Source organism: Nocardioides sp. (assembly GCF_964228225.1).
Lineage (GTDB): Bacteria > Actinomycetota > Actinomycetes > Propionibacteriales > Nocardioidaceae > Nocardioides.
Genome location: NZ_CAXQZB010000016.1, coordinates 94,377 through 113,901 on the forward strand (window position 1 = coordinate 94,377; position 19,525 = coordinate 113,901).

Consider the following 19,525-nt stretch of genomic DNA (forward strand, 5'->3'; position numbering starts at 1 on the left):
CGGTCACGATAGTGCGGCGCGCAGCGCGGCGGCCCGGGCGTCCGCCTCCCCGTCGCCGTAGCGGCGCCGGGGCCAGAAGAAGCCGCGCAGCCCGTCGCCCTTCGTGCGCGGCACCACGTGCAGGTGCAGGTGCGGCACCGACTGGCTGACGACGTTGTTCATCGCCACGAAGCTGCCCTGGGCGCCGCAGGCCACCACCGCCGCCGCGAGCCGCTGGGCGGCGGCCAGGAACGGGTCACGCAACGCGGCCGGCAGGTCCACCAGCGTCGGGACGTGCGCGCGGGGCACGAGCAGGACGTGCCCGGGGAAGACCGGCCGGGTGTCGAGGAAGGCCATCAGGTGCTCGGTCTCGAGCACGAGGTGGGCCGGGGCGCGTCCGGCGACGATCTCGCAGAACACGCACCCGGCCACCGAGGTCACGCGTGCGAGGCTACCCAGGCGTCGCGGGCGTCGACCGCGGAGTCGGGCATGTCGGCGAACAGGCCGTCGACGCCGGCGTCGAGCAGGTCGGTGATCTCGGCGAACACGTCCCCGGCGGCGTTCGGGTCGGTGCCGCGGCGGTAGTTGGTGGCCATGAACTGGTTCTCGTCGCGCACGGTGTAGACCACGACCTTCAGCCCGGCGTCGTGGGCGGCATCGACCAGCCCGCTGGGGATGCCGGTGGCGCCGGCGGCGTCGCGCGGGAGCACCTGGGACTTCTCCGGGCCGAGCCAGGTGGCGTAGCGGGCCACCCCGCGCAGGCCGGCGGGGGTGAGCAGGTCGGCGTAGGTGGTGCCGGCGGCCGCGAGGTCGGCCGGGCCGCCGGTGGCGCTGGTCAGCTGCACCAGCGGCACGCGCGTGCGGCGCGCGAGGTCGCGCAGGTTGGAGACCTCGAAGGACTGGATGACGACGCCGGAGGAGCGCCGGTCCAGGCCGGCGCGGCGCAGGGTGCGCAGCAGCGGCTCCTCCGGGGAGAGGCCGAGGCCGTCGAAGTAGGACGGGTGCTTGGTCTCCGGGGCGATCCCGACGTCGTAGCCGCGGGCGCGGTAGCGCTGCACCAGGTCGACCACCTGGGCGAAGGTGGGGATCGTGAACCGGCCGTCGTAGCGGGTGTTGGCCGGGCGCACCTGCGGCAGCCGCTCCTTCGCGCGCAGCGTCTGCAGCTCGGCGAGGGTGAAGTCCTCGGTGAACCAGCCGGTCACGCGCACGCCGTCGATGGTCTTGGTGGTGCGCCGGTCGGCGAACTCGGGGTGCGCGGCGACGTCGGTGGTGCCGCCGATCTCGTTCTCGTGGCGCGCCACGAGCACGCCGTCCTGGGTGGGCACGAGGTCGGGTTCGATGTAGTCGGCGCCCATCCGGATGGCGAGCTCGTAGGAGGCCAGGGTGTGCTCGGGGCGGTAGCCGGAGGCTCCGCGGTGGCCGAAGACCAGCGGGGTCACGGCGCGCGGCCCGTGCGAGCCGTGCGGGGATCGGGCGCCGGCCCGGTCCGCCGGGTCGGGGGTGGCCGCGACGGTGGCGCCGGCGGTGAGCAGTGTCGCGAGCACGGCGGTGAGCAGGCCCGAGGCGATCGGGACGACGAAGGGACGTGGGAGCGCACGGGGGCGCAGGTTCCGAGACATGGCTCGACCCTCACCGACCCCGGTGGCACGGGAGTGAACGCCAGGGTGAACGCGGGGCGACGGTTGCCGGACCCCACGCCCGGATCCAGGCTGCCTTCCTAGATGCTGCAGCCGCCGGAGTCGCCGGAGTCGCGCACGCTCATCGGGGCGGTGTCGTAGGTGGCCCAGGCGCCGTCGGCGTCCTCGACGCACAGGGTGAACTCCACGGCGTCGGGGTCGTAGACGTAGCCGGCCACGGTGTAGCCCGCGGTGGCGCTCAGGCCCGCACCCGGCAGGCTGGCGACGGCGTCGTCGAGGGTCTCCGGGTAGCCCGCCCCGCGGTAGTAGGACTCCAGCGCGACGGCGAGCCGGTCCACCTCCGCCTGGGCGCCCTCGACGCTCGTGGCGCCCGCGCCGCCCGAGCCGGTGCCGCTGCCGGAGTCGTCGTCGGAGCCACAGCCGGCGAGCCCCCCGAGGGCGAGGGTGGCGGACAGCATCACGGCGGCGCGGCGGGCCGCGCGGATCCCCTGGGTCATGGCCCCATCGTGGCCGACCGGCGTGGCGCCGACCACCTCCCCCGGATTCCGCCACCGCCGACCGCGGGAAGTCCCTACGATGCGCCCCATGACTCTCTCGGGGACCCGCGCCGGTCGGCGCACGCGCTCGCTGCTCCCACTCGTCCTGGTGCTCGGGCTCGGCCTGGGCGCCTGCTCCTCCGACGACGGTGAGGCCCCCGGCGGCTCCTCCGGGCCGACGACGTCGGCCACGGCCGACGCGAGCACACCGGGCGGGGACGAAGGGACCAGCGGGACCGAGGACTCCCCGGTGACCCGCGAGACCCTGCCGCAGGTGCTGGAGTCCCTCACCGACGACGTCACCGGCGCGATGTCGCTGCGCGTGGCCGGGACGGTGCCCGCCGGTCTGCCGCTGTTCCTGCGCTCCCGCGCGGTGTGGGACTTCGACGCCGACGCGGCGTCGCTGTCGATCGTGCGCGCGGCGGGCACCTCCGACGTGCCGCGCGCCACGCTGCTGCAGGTGGGCACCGATCTCTACGCCGGCAAGCCGGCCCCGGGCACCGGCCCCGACTGCTGGAACCTCGTCGACTCCGTGGACCCCGACGAGATCGGCGACAGCGGGGTGCCGGGCCGCATCCCCGCGGTCGAGGCCGTGCTGCGCTTCGCCGCCGATCGCGACGGCGCCGCCCAGCGCACCGACGGCACCACCGCCGCCGCGCCGGTGCTGCGGATGATCGGCCTGACCGCCGCCGGCGACCAGGTGGCCCCCGACGCCACGATCCCGGTGCGCCTGGACGAGTCCGACGGCCGGGTGCGGCGGCTGGTCGTGCGCCCCGGCGACGTCGTGCGCGTCCTGCAGGACGTCCCCGGCACCGAGGCCGCCGACCTCGCCCGCGCCCTGACCCGCAGCCGGATCCGCTCCTGGACCGCCTCCTTCGCCGGCTTCGGCGACCCCGCCGACCTCAGCCGGCCCTCGCGGGCCGAGCTGCGCGCAGGAAGGACCCCCGCATGCGCCTGAACCCGATCAGCCGGCCGACGCTGCGCGCCCACGCACTCGTGCTGAGCCTCTCACTTGGCCTCGTCTCTGGGGTGAGCGCGTGCAGCGACGGGTCGGTGCGCAGCGGCGGTTCCGGCGACGCGGTGTCGCCCGCACCCACGACCACGGACCCGCCCACCAGCGAGCCGACCACCGAGCCGCCCGCCGAGCCGGCGTTCCCCGACGTCCCGCCGCTGGCGCAGGAGGAGTTCCGTCCGGCGTACCTGCGGCTGCTGCGCGCGAACGCCCACCGGGTCGTGGTGGAGCAGGTCGGCGCATCCCCCGACGACCGGTTCGTGTCGGTGGAGGGCGAGGGCCGGTTCTCGATCTCGCCGGTGGCGATGGACCTGCTCGTGACCCAGCGCAACGTCACCAGAATCGATCCGCAGGCCCCGGACACGCTGGCCTTCCACACCGTCATCGCCGATCGCAGGACGTTCTTCCGCCCCGAGGGTTTCGACTCGCCCGCCGGCGAGTGCTGGATCCTCACCACCGGGGCCGACCTCTCCGAGGCCGAGGCCGAGGGGATGGCGCCCGAGGCGGTGGCGGCGGCCACCGAACCGCCGACGGCGGCCTCGCTCATCCCCCTGATGCTGATCGACCGCTACCGACCCTCGGACCGGACGACGTCGCTCGGCGTGGCCTTGTCACTGCTCGGCCTCGGCGGCCGACTCCGGGCGGACCCGCAGCTGGGAGCGAAGCGCGTACCGATCACGATCGTGGTGCGTGGCGGCACGATCGTCGAGGCCCAACTCAGCGCGCAGGACCTCGGGACCGCTCTCGGTGACGCGATCGAGGCACTCGGACTCCCCGCCGAGTACGGGTTGTACGCCACTCTGGTGGCGGAGTCGGGCCCGCCGGGCTGGCGGATCGGCTACCGCGACGCCGGGGAACCGGTCGACATCGAGGCCCCGACGCGGCTGTTCGACCAGGTCACCCGGACCTGTCCCTGAGCGCCCGCTCGCGCGCAGCGGCGACGACGGCGGCGAACACCCCGCCGGCGCCCGCCCACTCGTCCACCTCGGGATGCCACTGCACGGCGAGGCGGAAGGGGTGGGCGGGGTCCTCGATGGCCTCCAGCACACCGTCGGGGGCCCACGCGACCGCCCGGAAGCCGGGGTGGGTGCGCACGGCCTGGTGGTGGTGGCAGGCCACGGGCGGCCCCTCCCCCACGACCTGCGCCAGCCGCGAGCCCGGCTCGAGCCGCACCGCCGTGCGCCCGTAGGCGTCGCCGCCGGGGTCGTGGCCGTCGTGGTCGAGCAGGTCGGGCAGGTGCTGGTCGAGCGTCCCGCCGGCGTGGGCCGCCATCACCTGCATGCCCCGACACACGCCGAGCACCGGCAGGTCGGTGGACCCGGCGGCGTCGAGCAGCGCCCACTCCCAGGCGTCGCGGTCGTCCCGCGGTGCTCCGGTGGCGGGGTGGGGGGCGGCGTCGTAGCGCGCCGGGTCGACGTCGGCGCCCCCGCAGATCACCAGCGCGTCGAGGCGGGCCACCACGGCGGCGGCATGGTCGACCGGTTGCGGCGGCAGGAGCACCGGCACCCCGCCCGCGGCCGTGACGGCGCGGGCGTAGGTGGCCGGCAGCAGGTCCGCCGGGGCGTCCCAGACACCCCAGCGGGCCGGCTCGCGGTAGGTCGAGAGACCGACGAGCGGGGTCACCGCGCCCTCACCTCGCCCTCACCTCGCCCTCACCTCGGGCTCACAGCGGGGTGACGTAGGCCGCCGAGATGCCGCCGTCGACGAGGAAGGTGGAGGCGGTCATGAACGAGGACTCGTCCGAGGCCAGGAACAGCACCGCGTTGGCCATCTCCTCGGGCTCGCCGAAGCGGCCCATCGGCACGTGCACCAGGCGGCGCGCGGCCCGCTCCTCGTCCTTGGCGAACAGCTCCTGCAGCAGCGGGGTGTTGACCGGTCCGGGGCACAGCGCGTTGACCCGCACGCCCTGACGCGCGAACTGCACGCCCAGCTCGCGGGTCATCGTGAGCACCCCGCCCTTGGAGGCGGAGTAGGAGATCTGCGAGGTGGCCGCGCCCATGACCGCCACGAACGAGGCGGTGTTGATGATCGAGCCCTTGCCCTGCTCGAGCATGTACGGCAGCGCCGCCTTGCAGCACAGGTAGACGCTGGTGAGGTTGACCTCCTGCACCCGGCGCCAGGCGTCGAGCTCGGTGTCGAGGATGGAGTCGTCGTCGGGCGGGCTGATGCCGGCGTTGTTGAAGGCGATGTCCACCGAGCCGTAGGTGTCCTTCGCCGTGGCGAACAGCGCGTCGACCTCCTCCTTGCTGGTGACGTCGACGTGCACGTAGGTGACGCCGAGCTCGGCGGCGAGGGCGGTGCCCGAGGCGTCGTCGACGTCGCCGACGACGACCTTCGCGCCCTCCTCGAGGAAGCGGCGCACGGTGGCCAGCCCGATGCCGGAGCAGCCTCCGGTGATCACGGCGACCTTGCCGTCGAGACGTCCTGCCATGGTGATGGGTCCTTTCCTGGAGCGTGTGTGGTGGAGCGTGGGGGTGGGGCGGGGAGAGGGCTCGGTCGCCGGCTCAGCAACCGGATCAGTCGGTGGCGATGAAGACGTTCTTCTCCTCGGTGAACGCGTGCGGGGCGTCGGGGCCGAGCTCGCGGCCCAGGCCGGACTGCTTGAACCCGCCGAAGGGGGTCCAGTAGCGCACCGAGGAGTGGGAGTTGACGCTGAGGTTGCCGGCCTCGACGCCACGGGCCACCCGCAGCGCGCGGCCGACGTCGCGGGTGAAGATCGAGCCCGAGAGGCCGTAGTCGGTGTCGTTGGCGAGCCGCACGGCGTCCTCCTCGGTGTCGAAGGGCATCACCGCCACGACGGGGCCGAAGACCTCCTCGCGCCACAGCGCGGCCGTGGGGTCGGTGGCCTCCACCACGGTCGGCGGCAGCCAGTAGCCCTCGGCGAAGCCGGGCTCGGTCGGCACCGAGCCGGTGAACAGCGGGGTGACGCCGTCGAGGTAGGCCGCGACGCGGTCGCGCTGCCCGGCCGAGACCAACGGCCCCATCTCGGCGTCCGGGGAGGTCGGGTCGAGCACCTTCACGCCCTGCACGGCCGTCTCGAGGCCGGCGAGGAAGCGCTCGTACACGGGCCGCTGCACCAGGATCCGGGAGCGGGCGCAGCAGTCCTGGCCGGCGTTGTCGAACACCGCACCGGGGGCGGCGGCCGCGGCGCGCTCGATGTCGGCGTCGGCGAAGACGATGTTGGCGCTCTTGCCGCCCAGCTCGAGGGTCACGCGCTTCACCTGGTCGGCGCAGCCGGCCATGATCCGCTTGCCCACCACGGTCGAGCCGGTGAAGCAGACCTTGCGCACGGTCGGGTTCGTGACGAACCGCTCCCCCACCACCGGACCGGCGCCGGGGATCACCGTGAAGACGCCCTCGGGCAGCCCCGCCTCCAGGGCGAGCTCGGCCAGCCGGATCGCGGTGAGCGGGGTCAGCTCGGCGGGCTTGAGCACCACGGTGTTGCCGGCCGCCAGGGCGGGCGCGAAGCCCCAGCCCGCGATGGGCATCGGGAAGTTCCAGGGCACGATGATGCCGACCACGCCCAGCGGCTCGCGGAAGGTGACGTCCACACCCCCGGGCACCGGGATCTGGCGGCCGAAGAGCCGCTCCGGGGCGGCGGAGTAGTACATCAGCACGTCGCGGACGTTGCCGGCCTCCCAGCGCGCGTTGCCCAGCGTGTGACCGGCGTTGGCCACCTCCAGCAGCGCGAGCTCCTCCAGGTGGGCGTCGACGACGGCGGCGAAGGAGCGCAGCAGCCGCGCCCGCTCCGCCGGGGCGACGTCGCGCCAGGCCGGGAACGCCGCGGCCGCGCGGGCGATGTGGGCGTCGGTCTCCTCCACCGAGGCCAGCGGCACCTCGGTGAGCACCGCGGCCGTGGCGGGGTTGCGGACGACGAACGTGCTGCTGCTCATGGCTCCCTCTCTCACATCCGCTCGAAGCTGCGGCGCAGCTCCCAGTCGGTGACGGCGGCGTCGAAGGCCTCGATCTCCACCCGGGCCATCGTGGCGTAGTGCTCCACGACGTCCTCACCCAAGGCCGCGCGGGCGACCTCGGAGCCCAGGAAGGCCTCCCGGGCCTCGCGCAGGGTGGCCGGCACGCGCGGGCGGCCCGAGGCGTAGGCGTTGCCCTCCAGCGCCGGCTCCAGCGGCAGCTCGGCGTCGATGCCGTGCAGGCCGCCGGCGATCATCGCCGCCAGCGCGAGGTAGGGGTTGACGTCGCCGCCGGGCACCCGGTTCTCCATCCGCGCGCCCGCGCCGCGCCCCACCAGCCGCAGCGCGCAGGTGCGGTTGTCCTCGCCCCAGGCGATGGCGGTGGGGGCGAAGGAGCCGTCGGCGAAGCGTTTGTAGGAGTTGATGTTGGGCGCGTAGAGCAGGGTGAAGTCGCGCAGGGTGGCGAGCACCCCGGCGGTGAAGTGGTCGTAGAGCGCCGAGCGGGTGCCGCGCTCGGCGTCCCAGAACACCAGCGAGCCGTCGGTGCCGCGCAGCGAGAGGTGGATGTGGCAGGAGTTGCCCTCGCGGCCGTCGTACTTGGCCATGAAGGTGAGCGACTGCCCGTGCTGGGCCGCGATCTCCTTGGCCGCGGTCTTGTAGACCACGTGGTTGTCGGCGGTGACCAGCGCGGTGTCGTAGAGGAACCCGATCTCGTGCTGGCCCAGGTTGCACTCGCCCTTCGAGCCCTCCACCGCCATCCCGGCGCCGTACATCGCGTTGCGGATCTCGCGCAGCAGCGGCTCCACGCGGGTGCCGCCGAGGATCGAGTAGTCGACGTTGTACTGGTTGGCCGGGGTGAGGCCGCGGTAGTCGCGCCGGTGCGCCTCCTCGTAGGTGTCGGTGAACAGGATGAACTCCAGCTCGGTGCCGGCGAGCGCGTCCCACCCGCGCTCGGCCAGGCGGGCCAGCTGGGCGTGCAGCACCGTGCGGGGCGACTGCACGACCGGGGCGTGGTCGGGCCACACCAGGTCACACTGCACCAGCGCGGTGCCGGGCAGGTGCGGCAGCGGGCGCAGGGTGTCGAGGTCGAGCACGAACTCCAGGTCGCCGTAGCCGCGCTCCCAGGAGGTGATGGCGTACCCGTCGACGGTGTTCATCTCGACGTCGACGCCGAGCAGGTAGTTGCAGCCCTCGGTGCCGTGCGCCAGGGCGACGTCGAGGAAGTACTGCGCGTGCAGGCGCTTGCCCTGCAGCCGGCCCTGCATGTCGGTGAAGGCCACGATCACGGTGTCGATCGCGCCGCCGGCCACGAGCGCGCGCAACCGGTCGAGATCGAGGTGGCGGTCGGTGCGGGTCATGCGGGTCCTCCCGGAACTGGTCGGAGCTGGTCGGAACTGGTCGGAACTGGTGGGGGCGGGGCTGGTCGGTCTCGGTCGCCGGCGGGGCGTTCAGGCGAGCAGGCCGCGCAGCAGCGCGGCGGTGTCGTCGCAGTGCTGCTCCATCGCACGGCGGGCGCGGGGGGCGTCGTCGGTGAGGATCGCGGTCACGATCGTGCGGTGCTGGCGGCAGGAGTGCTCGATGTTGACCTCCAGCACCGGGATGGCGTCGAGCAGGTCGTGCAACCGCGCCTGCACCTCGGTGACGGCGGCGATCGTGCGCGGGCTGCCGCTCATGGAGGCGATCGCGAGGTGGAGCCGCGAGTCGGCCTGGCGGTGGGCGGCCGCGTCGCCGGCCCGCGCGGCGGCGTCGACCTCCTCCAGCGCGGTGGTCAGGGCCGCCCGCTCGTGTTCGCCCAGCGTCCGTCCGGCGGCGAGGTGCGCGGCACCCGGCTCGACGATGCGCCGGAAGACCAGGGAGTCCAGCAACGCCTCCCGCTCGGGTCCCGCGGCGCCCGGCGCGGCCCCGGACCCGCCGGCGCGACCGGGGTCGCCGGGCCGGTAGTCCACCACGGTGCCGCCGCCGCGGCCGCGGGTCGTGCGCACCATCCCGGCCGCCCGCAGCGCCGCGATCGCCTCGCGCAGGGTCGCCCGCGACACGTGCATCCGCTCGGCGAGCTCGCGCTCGGGCGGCAGCATCGTGCCGAACGGGTACACGCCCAGCCGCAGGGCGGTGGCCAGCTGCTCCACACAGGTCTCGAACGCGTGGGCCCGCACCGGGCGGAGCACGACCGCGCCGAGGTCGTGCTCCGCCCCGTGGCCGGGGGGCGGTTCGAGGGGGGCTCCCGCCGCCGCGTCGCCGGGGGCCCCGAGCCCGCCCGGCGTCGCGGTCACGGGAACGGGGTCGCGCTGCCGGACACGCCACCGTCCGGCGCGGCGGGGGCGGCGTCGTCGATGGTGCGCACCGGACCGGTGAACCACTTCTTGGCCGACACCTCCCACCACACCGTGATGAGCAGCAGCACCCCGAGGGTGACGATCGGTGCGTAGTTGACGAACTTCCAGTCGAAGTCGTCGCTGAACGGCACCGCGCCGGGCACGAACGGCATCATCAGGTAGCCCGAGACGAGCACGATCTCCAGCACCGCCAGCGGGTTCATCCACTTGTACTTCGCGCCGTTGTTCCAGCTGCCGAGCTCGAACCGGTCGCCGTGGCGCCAGCGCAGGTAGATCGGGATGGCGAAGGAGAGGTAGAGCCCGATCACCGCGATCGAGGTGACGGCGTAGAAGGCCACCGGCACGATCAGCGGCTCCTCGGGGGTGCCGAGGTTCACCTCCACCAGGGCGGGGGCGGTGACGACGATGCTCACCAGCGCGACCAGGCCCACGGCGTTGGCCGGCACCTGGGCCGAGGTCAGCCGCTGCCACAGCCCGGACCCGGGCACGGCGCGGTCGCGGCTGAAGGCGTAGAGCATCCGCGAGGCCGAGGTCATGCACGAGGTCGCGCAGAACAGCTGGGCCGAGGCCGAGATGAACAGCACCAGACCCGCGACCTTCGAGTCGAGCACCGAGGTGAAGATGAACGCCACCCCGCCCGCGCCGACGCCGGCGTTGTCGGGGTTGCCCATCGCGTCGTCGGGGATCGCGAAGACCACCGCGAGCAGCAGGACGTAGCCGCCGATCGCGGAGTAGGCGATCGAGCGCCAGATGCCCTGGGCCGCCCCGTGCGAGGCGCCCTGGGTCTCCTCCGAGAGGTGCACCGAGGCGTCGAAGCCGGTGATCGTGTACTGGGTGAGCAGGAAGCCGAACGGGATCACGGCGAGGAAGAAGGCGAAGCTGGAGGTGCTGCCGTCGCTGAAGCCGGAGTTGTTGAACCGCTCGGTGAAGACGTAGGAGAACGACTGGTGCTGGTCGGGGACGAACACCAGGATCCCGACGATCGTGGCGGCGCCGGCGACGTGCCACCAGACCGAGATGTTGTTCATCACCGCCATGAGGTGGCCGCTGAAGATGTTGATCACCGAGATGAACGCCAGCACACCGAGGAAGAGCAGGTACACCCGGCCCAGCGAGTAGTCCTCCGCCCACGCGGTCCACCAGGTGCTGATCGTGAGGTCGATGAACGTGGCGCAGCCGTAGGCGACGCCGGCGGTGACCGCCATCAGGCCGACGAGGTTGAGCCAGCCGGTGTAGAAGCCGGCGCGGGGCCCGCCGAGCTTCGAGGCCCACCAGTAGATGCCGCCGGAGGTGGGGTAGCTCGAGACGAGCTCGGCCATGGTGAGGCCGATGATGAGGATCAGCACCGACAGGATCGGCCACGACCACGAGATCGAGATCGGGCCGCCGTTGTTGAAGCCGGCTCCGAAGTTGGTGAAGCAGCCGGCCAGGATCGAGATGATCGAGAACGAGATCGCGAAGTTGGAGAAGCTCGACCAGCTGCGCTTCAGGTCCTGCTTGTAGCCGAGCTCGGCCAGCCTCGCGGCGTCGGCGTCGAGCTTCGGGTCGGTCACTGCCATGCCAGGTCCTCTTTCGCCGAGGGACGGTGGGGGTGGAGGGAAGTGTGCTGCCGCCCCCACCCACTGTCAATGGACCGACTTCAGACCTTTACTTGTCGGGGCGGCCCGCGGGGGTGGCGGCGATCACCGTGGCGGGTGCCCGCAGGTGCCCTAGGGTCGGCACATGACGCTGGTGGCGCTGGTCGGGATCGACGGCGCCGGCAAGTCCACCGCGGCGCGGGCCCTCACCACCGCCCTGCAGGAGCGCGGCCGGCACGCGCGCTACTTCGAGAACCCCGGCGGGCGGCCGATGATGAACCAGCTGGCCCGCCGCCAGGGACACGACGACGGCGTCGCCTGGCTGGGCCGCGACCGCTTCGAGGCCGTCGAGATGCGCGTGCGCCACGCCGCGATGCGCCGCGCGCAGTGGTGGGGGGCCCGACCGGACCGGATCGCGGTCTGCGACCGCTGGATGCCCTGCCAGTACGCCCTCATGGCGGCCCGCGGCTCCGACCCCGCCCCGGCGCGCGAGCGCTACCGGGGCCTGCGCTCCCCCGAACGCACCTTCTACCTCGCCCTGGCGCCCGAGCGCGCCCAGGAGCGCATCGAGCGACGCGGCACCGACCACGAGACGCTCACCCACCTGCGCGCCTTCGACGCCGCGTACCGCGCGCTGCCCGAGTTCGCCGACTTCACCGTGGTGGACGCCGACACGACCTCGGACAGCATCGTCGAGGCGATCCTCGCCCACCTCGACGACTGAGGTCGCCGTTTCCCGTTGTCACCAGCGGAATGCACCGGTCCCGAGGGAGAACCGGTGCATTCCGCTGGTGACGAAGGGAGAACTCAGCCCGCGTCGGCCAGCAGTCCCCGCACCACGACGACGCCATCGCCGTAGGCGGCGTCGACGTAGTCCTGCAGGGTGCCGTCGTCGTAGGTGACGTCGAGCAGCACGTGACCCTCGTCGTCGCCGTAGGAGCCCTGGGCGCCGGGCAGGGAGGAGGTCTCGGTGGCGATCCGCTCGAGCTCGGCGGGGTCGTAGGCCACGCTCGGCGCCGGGAGCACCACGGGCTCGCTCATCATCGGGTCGTAGAGCGGACCGGGGATCGCCTCGGTCACGGTGAACGCGGTGCCGTCCCAGGTGCCGGTGACGGCGAAGGTGCCCCAGCGGACGTCGCCCTGCTGCTCGAACATCCCCTGGCCGTCGCGCTGCCAGGACCAGTTCGTGATCGCCGGGCCCGAGCACTGCGGCGGGTAGGACTCCGCGATCGGGCCGAGGCAGAGCACCGGGCCCTCCGGCCCGGCGTCCATCACCGTGGGCAGCGCGGTCGAGCGCACCGGACCCGGTGCGGCCGGCACGGCGGAGGGTGCCGGTGGCCGCGCGGGAGCGCTGGTGTCGGAGGCCGGGTCGCTGGCGCGGGCCGCGTCCTCCTCACCGGCGCACCCGGCGAGGAGGAGGACGAGCATCGCGAGGGGCACGAGCAGGGCCTTCAAGGGCCGGGCGGGAGGGCGCATGTCCACTCCGACGCGGCCCGACCCGGATCGGTTCCCTGCGGGTCGGATCGGGCCCGGTCGGCCCGGGTCAGGGCAGCTTGTCGACCAGGTCGGCGATCGGGGTGAGGGCGCCGGTGTAGAACGGGATCTCCTCCCGCACGTGCCGCCGCGCGCCCGAAGCCCGCAGGTCGCGCATGAGGTCGACGATCCGGTACAGGTCGTCGGCCTCGAAGGCGAGCAGCCACTCGTAGTCGCCCAGGGCGAAGGAGGCCACGGTGTTGGCGCGCACGTCGGGGTAGGGCCGCGCCATCTTGCCGTGCTCGGCCAGCAGCGCCCGGCGCTCCTCGTCGGGCAGCAGGTACCACTCGTAGGAGCGCACGAACGGGTAGACGCACACGTGCTTCTTGGGCTCCTCGTCGCTGAGGAAGGCCGGCACGTGGGACTTGTTGAACTCGGCGGGGCGGTGCAGCGCCAGCTGCGACCACACCGGGGCGAACCGGCGACCGAAGGCGGTGCGGCGGAAGCGGTGGTAGGCGTCCTGCAGCTCCTCGGAGGTGGCGGCGTGCAGCCACAGCATGACGTCGGCGTCGGCGCGCAGCCCGCTGACGTCGTAGGCACCGCGCAGCACGACGTCGGCCTCGGCCAGCTCGGCGAACAGCTTCTCGGCCTCAGCGGCCTCGGCGGCCCGGTCGGCCCCGTCGCCCAGGACGTCGTCGAGGCGGAAGACCGACCACATGGTGTAGCGGATCGAGGCGTTGATCTCGCGGATGCGCGCGGCGTTGGTCTGGTGCTCGCTCATACCCTCATTGTGCCGTCGTGCCGGTGACGACGGCGCGGCGGGCCGCCCGCCGCAGCGTCACGAGCACCGCGGGCCCGAGCACCGCGATCGCGACGGCGGTGGTGATCGCCCGGCCGGTGTCCCAGCTCGTGGTCGAGGTGATGAGGGTGTAGGCCACGAAGCGGCGCAGGTTCTCCAGCGTCGGGTCGCCCGGCACGTACTGGATGTCGCCGGAGGCCCCGGGCACGCCGATGCCGAACAGGAACGGCCAGCCCGACAGGTTGGTGAGCAGGCCGTAGGCGTAGGCCGCCACCACGCCGTACGCCATGAGCATCGCGACCTCGGCGCGGCCGCGCACGCGGCGCGGCAGCAGCCCGGCCCCCATGCCCACCCAGGCGGCACAGATCATCTGGAACGGCAGCCAGGGGCCCACGCCCGCGGTGAGCAGCGCGGAGGCGAACAGCGCCAGCACCCCGAGCACGAAGCCGAACCCCGGCCCGAACACGCGCCCGGCGAGGATGAGCAGGAAGAACACCAGCTCGACCCCGGCGGTGCCCGCCGAGAGCAGCCGCATCACGGCGTCGAGGGCGGCCAGGACGCCGAGCAGCGCCAGGACGCGGGAGTCCATGCCGCCCTCGGTCATCTCGACCAGCACCACCACGAGCACCGCGGGCATGAGCAGCAGGAACAGGAACGGCGGGTCCATCCGCGAGCCCGGGTCGACGTCCACGATCAGCGGCCAGCCGAGCATCACCAGGCCCGCGGCGGAGGCCAGCACCAGCGCGGCGGCCGTGCGCGGGGACACCGGCACGACGCCGCGGCGGTCCACCGAGCCGGTCACCCGGGACCGCGCCGCCGGCCGCGGGACCTCGGGGGCGCTCACAGCGCCGCCACCACCTCGGCCACCCGCAGCCACGGGGCGCCAAGCACCTTGGTCACCTGGGGGGCGAAGGCCGGGCTCTGGGTGAGCACGTCGTGCACCTCCCCGGAGGAGACGACCTCGCCCTCGGCCAGCACGACGACGTCGTCGGCGGCCACGGCCACGAACTCCACGTCGTGGGTGGCCACGAACACCGCCCGGCCCTCGTCGGCCAGCTCGCGCAGGATCGTGGCGAGCGCCGCCTTGGCGGCGTAGTCCAGACCGCGCGTGGGCTCGTCGAGCAGCACGACCTGCGGGTCGGCCGCGAGCACCAGCGCCAGGGCGAGCGCGAGGCGCTGCCCCTCGGAGAGGTCGCGGGGGTGGGTGGCGCCGTCGATGCCGGGCACGAGACGGTCGAGCAGGCCGCGGGTGGCGGGTCCGCCCGCGGCGCACTCGGCGTCCACCGACTCCAGGTACAGCAGGTCGGAGGCGGTCTGCGGCAGCAGCCCGACGACGCCGCGGCGCCCGGCGGGGTCCAGGGCGTGGGGGTCGACGGCGCCGACGCGCACCCGACCCGCCCGGCGGGCGCGGGTGCCCTGCAGGGTCCAGAGCAGGGTGGACTTGCCGGAGCCGTTGCGGCCCATCAGCGCGGTGATGCGCCCGGCGTGCAGGCGGCACGACACCTCGCGCAGCGCCACCCGCGACCCGTGCGACACCGAGACGTCGTCGGCGGCCAGCACCTCCTCGCTCGCGGCGGGGGCGGGCACGGGCGGCGGCACCAGCGACAGGGAGCGGGCCCGGCGCTTGGCCTCGCGGGTCGTGAGCGGCAGCGGGTCCCAGCCCGCGGCCCGGCCCAGCTCGACGAGCGGGGGCACGACGGGCGACTGCGCGAGCAGGTCGGCGGGCTCCCCCACCTCCACCCGGCCGGCGCCGGTGAACAGCGCCATCCGGTCGGCGAACGGCACGACCCGCTCGAGCCGGTGCTCGGCGAGCAGCACCGAGACGCCGAGGTCGTGCACGAGCCGGGTGAGGATGGCCAGCACCTCCTCGGCGGCGGTGGGGTCCAGCGCCGAGGTCGGCTCGTCGAGCACGAGCAGCCGCGGGTGGGTGGTGAGCACCGCCCCGATCGCGACGCGCTGCTGCTCCCCGCCCGAGAGCGAGCGCAGGTCGCGGTCGCGCAGGTGGGCGATGCCGAGCAGGTCCAGGGTCTCCTCCACGCGGCGCCGCATCGTGGCGGCGTCGAGGCCGAGCTGCTCCATGCCGAAGGCGAGCTCCTCCTCGGCGGTGTCGGTGACGAACCCGGCGGCCGGGTCCTGCCCGACGTAGCCGATCACGTGGGCGCGCTCGCGGGGCGGGGTGTGCAGGATCGAGACGCCGTCGAGCAGCACGTCGCCGGCCAGCTCCCCGCCGCTGAACCGCGGCACGAGGCCGGTCACGACCCCGAGCAGGGTCGACTTGCCCACCCCGGTCGGTCCGGAGACGAGCATCAGCTCGCCCTCCTCGACGGTGAGGTCGACGCCGTCGAGCACCGGCAGGCCCGGCCGGTCCTGCTCGCCGGGCCGCGCGTCGTAGCGCACGGTGACGCCGCGCAGTTCGATCATGTCCGGATCCGTTCTCGCGGGAGGGACGGGGAGTCGGTCGGGGGTGCGGCGGGGTCGCCGGTGGGCTCGGGGGCCCGTGGGAGCGGGCTGGCGGCGATCGCGAGCAGGCCCAGCAGGGTGCCGAGCAGCGCCACCAGGCTCACCTGCGGCACGACGTCGAGGTCGGGGTAGGCGATGCCCACCTGCTCGCGGCCCACCCACCAGGCCACCACACCGGCCCCGAGGCCGACGGCGGCCACCGCGGTCTCCTCGCGGCGCCAGGGGTCGGGGCGGTAGCGGGTGCGCACGACCCGGCGCCCGGCGCTGCGGAAGCCCCCGGCCGCGGCCGCGAACCCGATCAGCAGGCCGAGCGCGGCCAGCCAGCGGGGCGCGGTGGGGTCGAGGAAGGCGTAGGTGCCCACCAGCAGCCCGGCGAGCGCCCCCAGCAGCAGTGCCCCCGAGACGCGTCGCTGCCGGGGGTCGAGCCCGCCGCTGCGGCCGTAGCCGCGGGTGTCCATGCCCGCGGCCAGGGCCAGCGAGCGTTCGAGGGTGTCCTCCAGGACCGGCACGACGAGGCGCCGCAGGCCCCGCACCCGCCGGGTCTCCCCCGCCCGCAGCGCCTGGGCGGCGCGCACGCGGGTGAGGCTCTCGGTGAACTGCGGCAGCACGGTGACGGCCACCGCGAGCGCGGTGCCGACCTCGTAGAGCGCCGGCGGGAGGCTGCGCAGCAGTCGCTTGGGGTTGGCCAGGCTGTTCGCCGCCCCGATGCAGATCACGATGGTGGCCAGCCGCAGGCCGTCGTAGAGCCCCGAGAGCAGGGCCTCGCGAGTGACGGGGCCCAGCAGCCGGATGCCGAGGACGGCGTCGGGCAGCGGGATCTCGGGCAGGTCGATCAGCACCGTGCCGGAGTAGCCGCCGAGCAGGATGCGCCACACGACGCGCAGCACCACCGCGACCGCCCCGAGCCAGAGGTAGAACCGGAAGGAGCGGGCCCAGGGGTGGTCGGTGCGCCGCGCGGACACGACGCACGCGACCACCACCACCAGGAGCAGCAGGGTGAGCGGGTTGGTCGTGAGCGAGGCGGCAGCCGCCAGCCCCACCGCCCACAGCCACCAGGCCAGGGGGTGGAGCTCGCGGTACGGCCGCCGGCTCATCAGGCCGGACCCGACCCGGTGCCCGATCCGGTGCCCGCCCCGGGGCCGGTCCGACGCCGCCACGCCACCGCGCCGCCGCCCGCGGCGAGCAGCAGCAGGACCAGCGGCACGACCCAGCCGGGCAGGCCCTGGGAGGCGGGATCGGCGGCGTCGGAGGCGAGGTCCACCTCGGTCGCCGGCGCGTCGAGCGTGACCGTGCCGGGGTCGGCGGACGCCTCGGGCGACGGCGTCGGGCTCGCGTCGTCCCGACCGTCGCGGTCACCACGGTCGCGGCCCTTCCCACGGCCCTGTCCCGCGGCCCCGTCCTCGTCGGAGGCGTCGCCGGCGTCGTCGGTGGGGTCCTGGGCCGGGTCGGTGGTCTCGTCGGCGGGGTCCTCGGTGGGCGTGGCCGCGGGGTCCGGCGACGCCGTCTCCCCGTCGGCACCCGCGTCGGAGCCGCCGCCCGTGCCGCCGCCCGTGCCACCGCCCTTGCCGCCGCCCTTGCCGCCACCGGAACCGGTGGATCCCGAGCCGCCGGAGCCCCCGGAGCCGCTGCCCGGGGTCGGGTCGGAGGGCTCGGTGGGCGCGGGCTGCTCGGGGCGGGTCGCGGCGGCGCCGGGCAGGCTGTCGCCGGGACCCTGGTCCCAGCTGAAGGCCACCAGGCCGCCCTCGGGCACCTCGAGCGAGGTCACCCCGAGGCTGGAGTAGACCCAGCGCGCGCCGGGGTCGCCGGTGCTCCACCACAGCGCCCAGTAGGCGTCCGCCGGGGCGGCGTTCACGCACGGGTCGCTCTCGGGCACGCCGGCCACCCGGCACACGAAGCCGGGCTGGCGCGAGGCGTAGCGCAGGCTGAAGCCCGCCGCCGTGAACAGCCGGTCGGCCGTCACGTCGCCGCCGGCGGCGACGCACACCGAGCGGACGCCGCCGCCCAGCTCGTGGAAGTCGACCACCACCGTGACCCCTGTGGACCCTGCACACGCCGCGGCGTGGGCAGGGGCCGCCCCGGTGCCGACCACGAGGGCCGACACCGGGAGGAGCAGGGTCGCAGCGAGGGCCGCGAACCTGCCGCGGGTCACCGGGTGATCCGCAGCGCCTTGGAGCCGCGACGGTCGTCGAAGAAGCCCTGGACCCGGATCACGGCCTTGCCGAGCGGGAGGTCGGTGAGGGCCACGCGCACCTTGAGCACGCCATCGGCGTCGGCACGACGGGACTTGCCCACCGCCTTGTCACCGCGCAGCACGCGCACCAGGCCACGCTCGCCCGGCGCGAGGCCGGTCACGGTGACGACGACGCCGTCGCGTCGGCTGGCGCGGGCCGGGGCCTGCACCACGAAGCTGGTGGGGGCCAGGGCGCGCAGGGTCACGACGCCGAGGACCTCGGTGCCGAGCTTGATGCGGAAGCGCACGTCCTGGGAGCGGTCGGGGCGACCGGCGCGCACGATCGGCGAGGCGTTGCCCTCGGGGTCGGCGTTGAGCAGCTTGGTCTGGCCGTCGGAGACCCGCACGACGCACAGGGTGCGGCCGGGGGCCACGCCGGTGACGTCGATGTTCTGCAGGCTGCCCGCGCGCACGAACGTGGCGTTGGAGGTGGGCTCGCTGGTGGGCTGCCGGTCGTCGGCGTACAGCAGGCCGCCGAGGGCCTGCGCGGTGGCGAAGCGGAACTGGTCCTCGACCGTCTCGGCGATGCCGTCGACCCGGGCGGTGGCGAGGGCGCCCGGCTCGTAGGCCACCGCACCCCGCTCGGGGGTCATCGCGGTGATGCAGGGGGCGACGTCGTCGGCCTGGTAGGTGCGCAGCCAGGTGGCGGCGTCGGCGGCGGCGGCGGTCTCGCCGGCGAGGCCGAGGGCCTGGGCCGCGAGGCCGGTGCTGTTGGCGTTGCTGTTGTTCAGGCCGTCGCCGGCGGGGTAGCTGCCGTCCTCGCGCTGGGCGCCCTTGAGCCAGGCGACGGCGCCGTCGACGAGGTCGGCCGCGGCCGGCACGTCGACGAGGTTGATGATCGCGTTGGCGGTGGCGTCGATCGAGGGCAGGCCGCCCTCCTCGTCGCAGGTGCCCGCCAGGGTGGCGCCGAGGTCGAGCCGGATCCAGCCGCCCGAGCACTGCTGGGCGTCGAGGAACGCCAGCGCGCTGGGGGCCAGGGTGCTGCCGGCCTCGCTCAGCGCACGCGCGGCGAAGGCCTGGCCGAAGGTGTTGGCGTAGTCGGCCTCGAACTGCTCCTCGGGGAAGAAGACGTCGCCGATCCGGCCCGCGGAGGCGGTGTCGGTGGAGACCCGGCCCTCGAGCTCGCTGAGCAGGTCGCGGCCGCCGAAGTCGAGCGGGTTCTTGCCGGCGATCCGGGCGAAGACCGCGGCCTTGGCCAGCGAGCCGGCCAGGACGTGGGTCTTGGTGCCGCTGCTGCCGACGCTGTAGCTGTAGTAGTCGCCGACGTTGGGGGCGAGCGCGTCGGCGATCTGGGTGACCGTCGTGCTGCGCCCGGCGGCGGCCAGGGCCAGGCCGACGTCGATCGAGCGGCCGTAGTCGGTGAAGTCGAACTGGTTGTTGAAGATCAGGCCGTTGGTGAGCTCGCCGGTGAGCCAGTCGGCGGCGTGCCGGGCCGGCTCGGTGAGGGTGCCGGGGGTCGCGGCGACCGCGGGGGCGGACGGGACGACGCTGAGCGCGACGCCCGCGAGCGACAGGGCCAGGCCACCGAGGGCCGGACCGGGGAGACGGTGCTTCATGGGGTTCCTTCCCGCTGCAATG

General features: G+C 74.4%; 19 protein-coding genes. 3 read left to right on the forward strand and 16 right to left on the reverse strand.

The features are described 5' to 3' along the window. Window positions 1-3: 3 nt before the first annotated feature. From ACERUJ_RS04020 to ACERUJ_RS04030, 3 genes are all read right to left on the reverse strand, one after another. On the reverse strand, window positions 4-420 hold the full coding sequence (locus ACERUJ_RS04020) for an HIT family protein (RefSeq protein ID WP_370247153.1): 417 nt from the start codon (window positions 418-420) through the stop codon (window positions 4-6). Further along, window positions 417-1,598 (reverse strand): glycerophosphodiester phosphodiesterase, encoded by a 1,182-nt coding sequence (locus tag ACERUJ_RS04025; RefSeq protein WP_370247154.1) that lies wholly within the window; start codon window positions 1,596-1,598, stop codon window positions 417-419. The genes ACERUJ_RS04020 and ACERUJ_RS04025 overlap by 4 nt, the downstream gene beginning before the upstream one ends. Before the next feature lie 98 nt (window positions 1,599-1,696). Beyond that, the gene (locus ACERUJ_RS04030) at window positions 1,697-2,113 is read right to left on the reverse strand and encodes a hypothetical protein (RefSeq protein WP_370247155.1); all 417 of its coding nucleotides are present in this window, start codon (window positions 2,111-2,113) and stop codon (window positions 1,697-1,699) included. Window positions 2,114-2,201: 88 nt separating this feature from the next. Between ACERUJ_RS04030 and ACERUJ_RS04035 the strand changes: the two genes are divergently transcribed. Together ACERUJ_RS04035 and ACERUJ_RS04040 are read left to right on the forward strand one after the other, a co-directional pair. Next, a complete protein-coding gene (locus ACERUJ_RS04035; RefSeq protein WP_370247156.1) occupies window positions 2,202-3,110 on the forward strand; it encodes a hypothetical protein in 909 nt (302 codons plus the stop codon). After that, complete coding sequence (locus tag ACERUJ_RS04040) at window positions 3,101-4,081, forward strand: hypothetical protein (protein WP_370247157.1); 981 nt, start codon at window positions 3,101-3,103, stop codon at window positions 4,079-4,081. Before ACERUJ_RS04035 ends, ACERUJ_RS04040 begins: the two co-directional genes overlap by 10 nt. Here the strand turns inward: ACERUJ_RS04040 and ACERUJ_RS04045 are convergent. The 6 genes from ACERUJ_RS04045 to ACERUJ_RS04070 form a co-directional block, all read right to left on the reverse strand. Continuing rightward, window positions 4,062-4,787, reverse strand: a complete 726-nt coding sequence (locus tag ACERUJ_RS04045) for a gamma-glutamyl-gamma-aminobutyrate hydrolase family protein (RefSeq protein ID WP_370247158.1) — start codon at window positions 4,785-4,787, stop codon at window positions 4,062-4,064. The genes ACERUJ_RS04040 and ACERUJ_RS04045 overlap by 20 nt on opposite strands. 40 nt (window positions 4,788-4,827) lie before the next feature. Further along, window positions 4,828-5,595 carry a 3-oxoacyl-ACP reductase gene (locus ACERUJ_RS04050; RefSeq protein WP_370247159.1) on the reverse strand — a complete coding sequence of 256 codons (768 nt, stop codon included), beginning with the start codon at window positions 5,593-5,595 and terminating at the stop codon, window positions 4,828-4,830. An 85-nt stretch (window positions 5,596-5,680) separates the two neighbouring features. Continuing rightward, on the reverse strand, window positions 5,681-7,057 hold the full coding sequence (locus ACERUJ_RS04055; protein ID WP_370247160.1) for an aldehyde dehydrogenase: 1,377 nt from the start codon (window positions 7,055-7,057) through the stop codon (window positions 5,681-5,683). Between the two features lie 11 nt (window positions 7,058-7,068). Beyond that, entirely contained in the window at window positions 7,069-8,433 is a 1,365-nt protein-coding gene (locus tag ACERUJ_RS04060; RefSeq protein WP_370247161.1) for a glutamine synthetase family protein, read from the reverse strand. Between the two features lie 90 nt (window positions 8,434-8,523). Then, window positions 8,524-9,345, reverse strand: a complete 822-nt coding sequence (locus ACERUJ_RS04065) for a FadR/GntR family transcriptional regulator (protein ID WP_370247162.1) — start codon at window positions 9,343-9,345, stop codon at window positions 8,524-8,526. Continuing rightward, a complete protein-coding gene (locus ACERUJ_RS04070) occupies window positions 9,342-10,967 on the reverse strand; it encodes an amino acid permease (RefSeq protein ID WP_370247163.1) in 1,626 nt (541 codons plus the stop codon). Before ACERUJ_RS04070 ends, ACERUJ_RS04065 begins: the two co-directional genes overlap by 4 nt. A 163-nt stretch (window positions 10,968-11,130) precedes the next feature. Here ACERUJ_RS04070 and ACERUJ_RS04075 point away from each other — a divergent pair, with 163 nt between their 5' ends. Continuing rightward, complete coding sequence (locus ACERUJ_RS04075; RefSeq protein WP_370247164.1) at window positions 11,131-11,709, forward strand: dTMP kinase; 579 nt, start codon at window positions 11,131-11,133, stop codon at window positions 11,707-11,709. Window positions 11,710-11,792: 83 nt separating this feature from the next. Here ACERUJ_RS04075 and ACERUJ_RS04080 read toward each other — a convergent pair whose 3' ends face one another. From ACERUJ_RS04080 to ACERUJ_RS04110, 7 genes are all read right to left on the reverse strand, one after another. After that, window positions 11,793-12,461, reverse strand: coding sequence for a hypothetical protein (locus ACERUJ_RS04080; protein WP_370247165.1), 669 nt, complete (start codon window positions 12,459-12,461; stop codon window positions 11,793-11,795). 67 nt (window positions 12,462-12,528) lie between these two features. Then, window positions 12,529-13,239: a hydrogen peroxide-dependent heme synthase gene (hemQ, locus tag ACERUJ_RS04085; protein WP_370247166.1), complete on the reverse strand. Its 711-nt coding sequence runs from the start codon at window positions 13,237-13,239 to the stop codon at window positions 12,529-12,531. A 4-nt stretch (window positions 13,240-13,243) separates the two neighbouring features. After that, window positions 13,244-14,101 (reverse strand): ECF transporter S component, encoded by an 858-nt coding sequence (locus ACERUJ_RS04090; protein WP_370247167.1) that lies wholly within the window; start codon window positions 14,099-14,101, stop codon window positions 13,244-13,246. After that, window positions 14,098-15,678, reverse strand: coding sequence for an ABC transporter ATP-binding protein (locus tag ACERUJ_RS04095; protein ID WP_370247168.1), 1,581 nt, complete (start codon window positions 15,676-15,678; stop codon window positions 14,098-14,100). Before ACERUJ_RS04095 ends, ACERUJ_RS04090 begins: the two co-directional genes overlap by 4 nt. Beyond that, window positions 15,675-16,811: an energy-coupling factor transporter transmembrane component T gene (locus ACERUJ_RS04100; RefSeq protein WP_370247169.1), complete on the reverse strand. Its 1,137-nt coding sequence runs from the start codon at window positions 16,809-16,811 to the stop codon at window positions 15,675-15,677. Before ACERUJ_RS04100 ends, ACERUJ_RS04095 begins: the two co-directional genes overlap by 4 nt. Beyond that, window positions 16,811-17,866: a hypothetical protein gene (locus tag ACERUJ_RS04105; protein ID WP_370247170.1), complete on the reverse strand. Its 1,056-nt coding sequence runs from the start codon at window positions 17,864-17,866 to the stop codon at window positions 16,811-16,813. The genes ACERUJ_RS04100 and ACERUJ_RS04105 overlap by 1 nt, the downstream gene beginning before the upstream one ends. Continuing rightward, a complete protein-coding gene (locus ACERUJ_RS04110) occupies window positions 17,863-19,503 on the reverse strand; it encodes a prenyltransferase/squalene oxidase repeat-containing protein (RefSeq protein WP_370247171.1) in 1,641 nt (546 codons plus the stop codon). The genes ACERUJ_RS04105 and ACERUJ_RS04110 overlap by 4 nt, the downstream gene beginning before the upstream one ends. Window positions 19,504-19,525: the final 22 nt, after the last annotated feature.

Coding starts and splice junctions, on each gene's coding strand:
- ACERUJ_RS04025 (WP_370247154.1), bottom strand. CDS start 1,598: ATGTCTCGGAACCTGCGCCCCCGTGCGCTCCCACGTCCCTTCGTCGTC.
- ACERUJ_RS04030 (WP_370247155.1), bottom strand. CDS start 2,113: ATGACCCAGGGGATCCGCGCGGCCCGCCGCGCCGCCGTGATGCTGTCC.
- ACERUJ_RS04035 (WP_370247156.1), top strand. CDS start 2,202: ATGACTCTCTCGGGGACCCGCGCCGGTCGGCGCACGCGCTCGCTGCTC.
- ACERUJ_RS04040 (WP_370247157.1), top strand. CDS start 3,101: ATGCGCCTGAACCCGATCAGCCGGCCGACGCTGCGCGCCCACGCACTC.
- ACERUJ_RS04050 (WP_370247159.1), bottom strand. CDS start 5,595: ATGGCAGGACGTCTCGACGGCAAGGTCGCCGTGATCACCGGAGGCTGC.
- ACERUJ_RS04055 (WP_370247160.1), bottom strand. CDS start 7,057: ATGAGCAGCAGCACGTTCGTCGTCCGCAACCCCGCCACGGCCGCGGTG.
- ACERUJ_RS04060 (WP_370247161.1), bottom strand. CDS start 8,433: ATGACCCGCACCGACCGCCACCTCGATCTCGACCGGTTGCGCGCGCTC.
- ACERUJ_RS04070 (WP_370247163.1), bottom strand. CDS start 10,967: ATGGCAGTGACCGACCCGAAGCTCGACGCCGACGCCGCGAGGCTGGCC.
- ACERUJ_RS04075 (WP_370247164.1), top strand. CDS start 11,131: ATGACGCTGGTGGCGCTGGTCGGGATCGACGGCGCCGGCAAGTCCACC.
- ACERUJ_RS04080 (WP_370247165.1), bottom strand. CDS start 12,461: ATGCGCCCTCCCGCCCGGCCCTTGAAGGCCCTGCTCGTGCCCCTCGCG.
- hemQ (WP_370247166.1), bottom strand. CDS start 13,239: ATGAGCGAGCACCAGACCAACGCCGCGCGCATCCGCGAGATCAACGCC.
- ACERUJ_RS04095 (WP_370247168.1), bottom strand. CDS start 15,678: ATGATCGAACTGCGCGGCGTCACCGTGCGCTACGACGCGCGGCCCGGC.
- ACERUJ_RS04100 (WP_370247169.1), bottom strand. CDS start 16,811: ATGAGCCGGCGGCCGTACCGCGAGCTCCACCCCCTGGCCTGGTGGCTG.
- ACERUJ_RS04110 (WP_370247171.1), bottom strand. CDS start 19,503: ATGAAGCACCGTCTCCCCGGTCCGGCCCTCGGTGGCCTGGCCCTGTCG.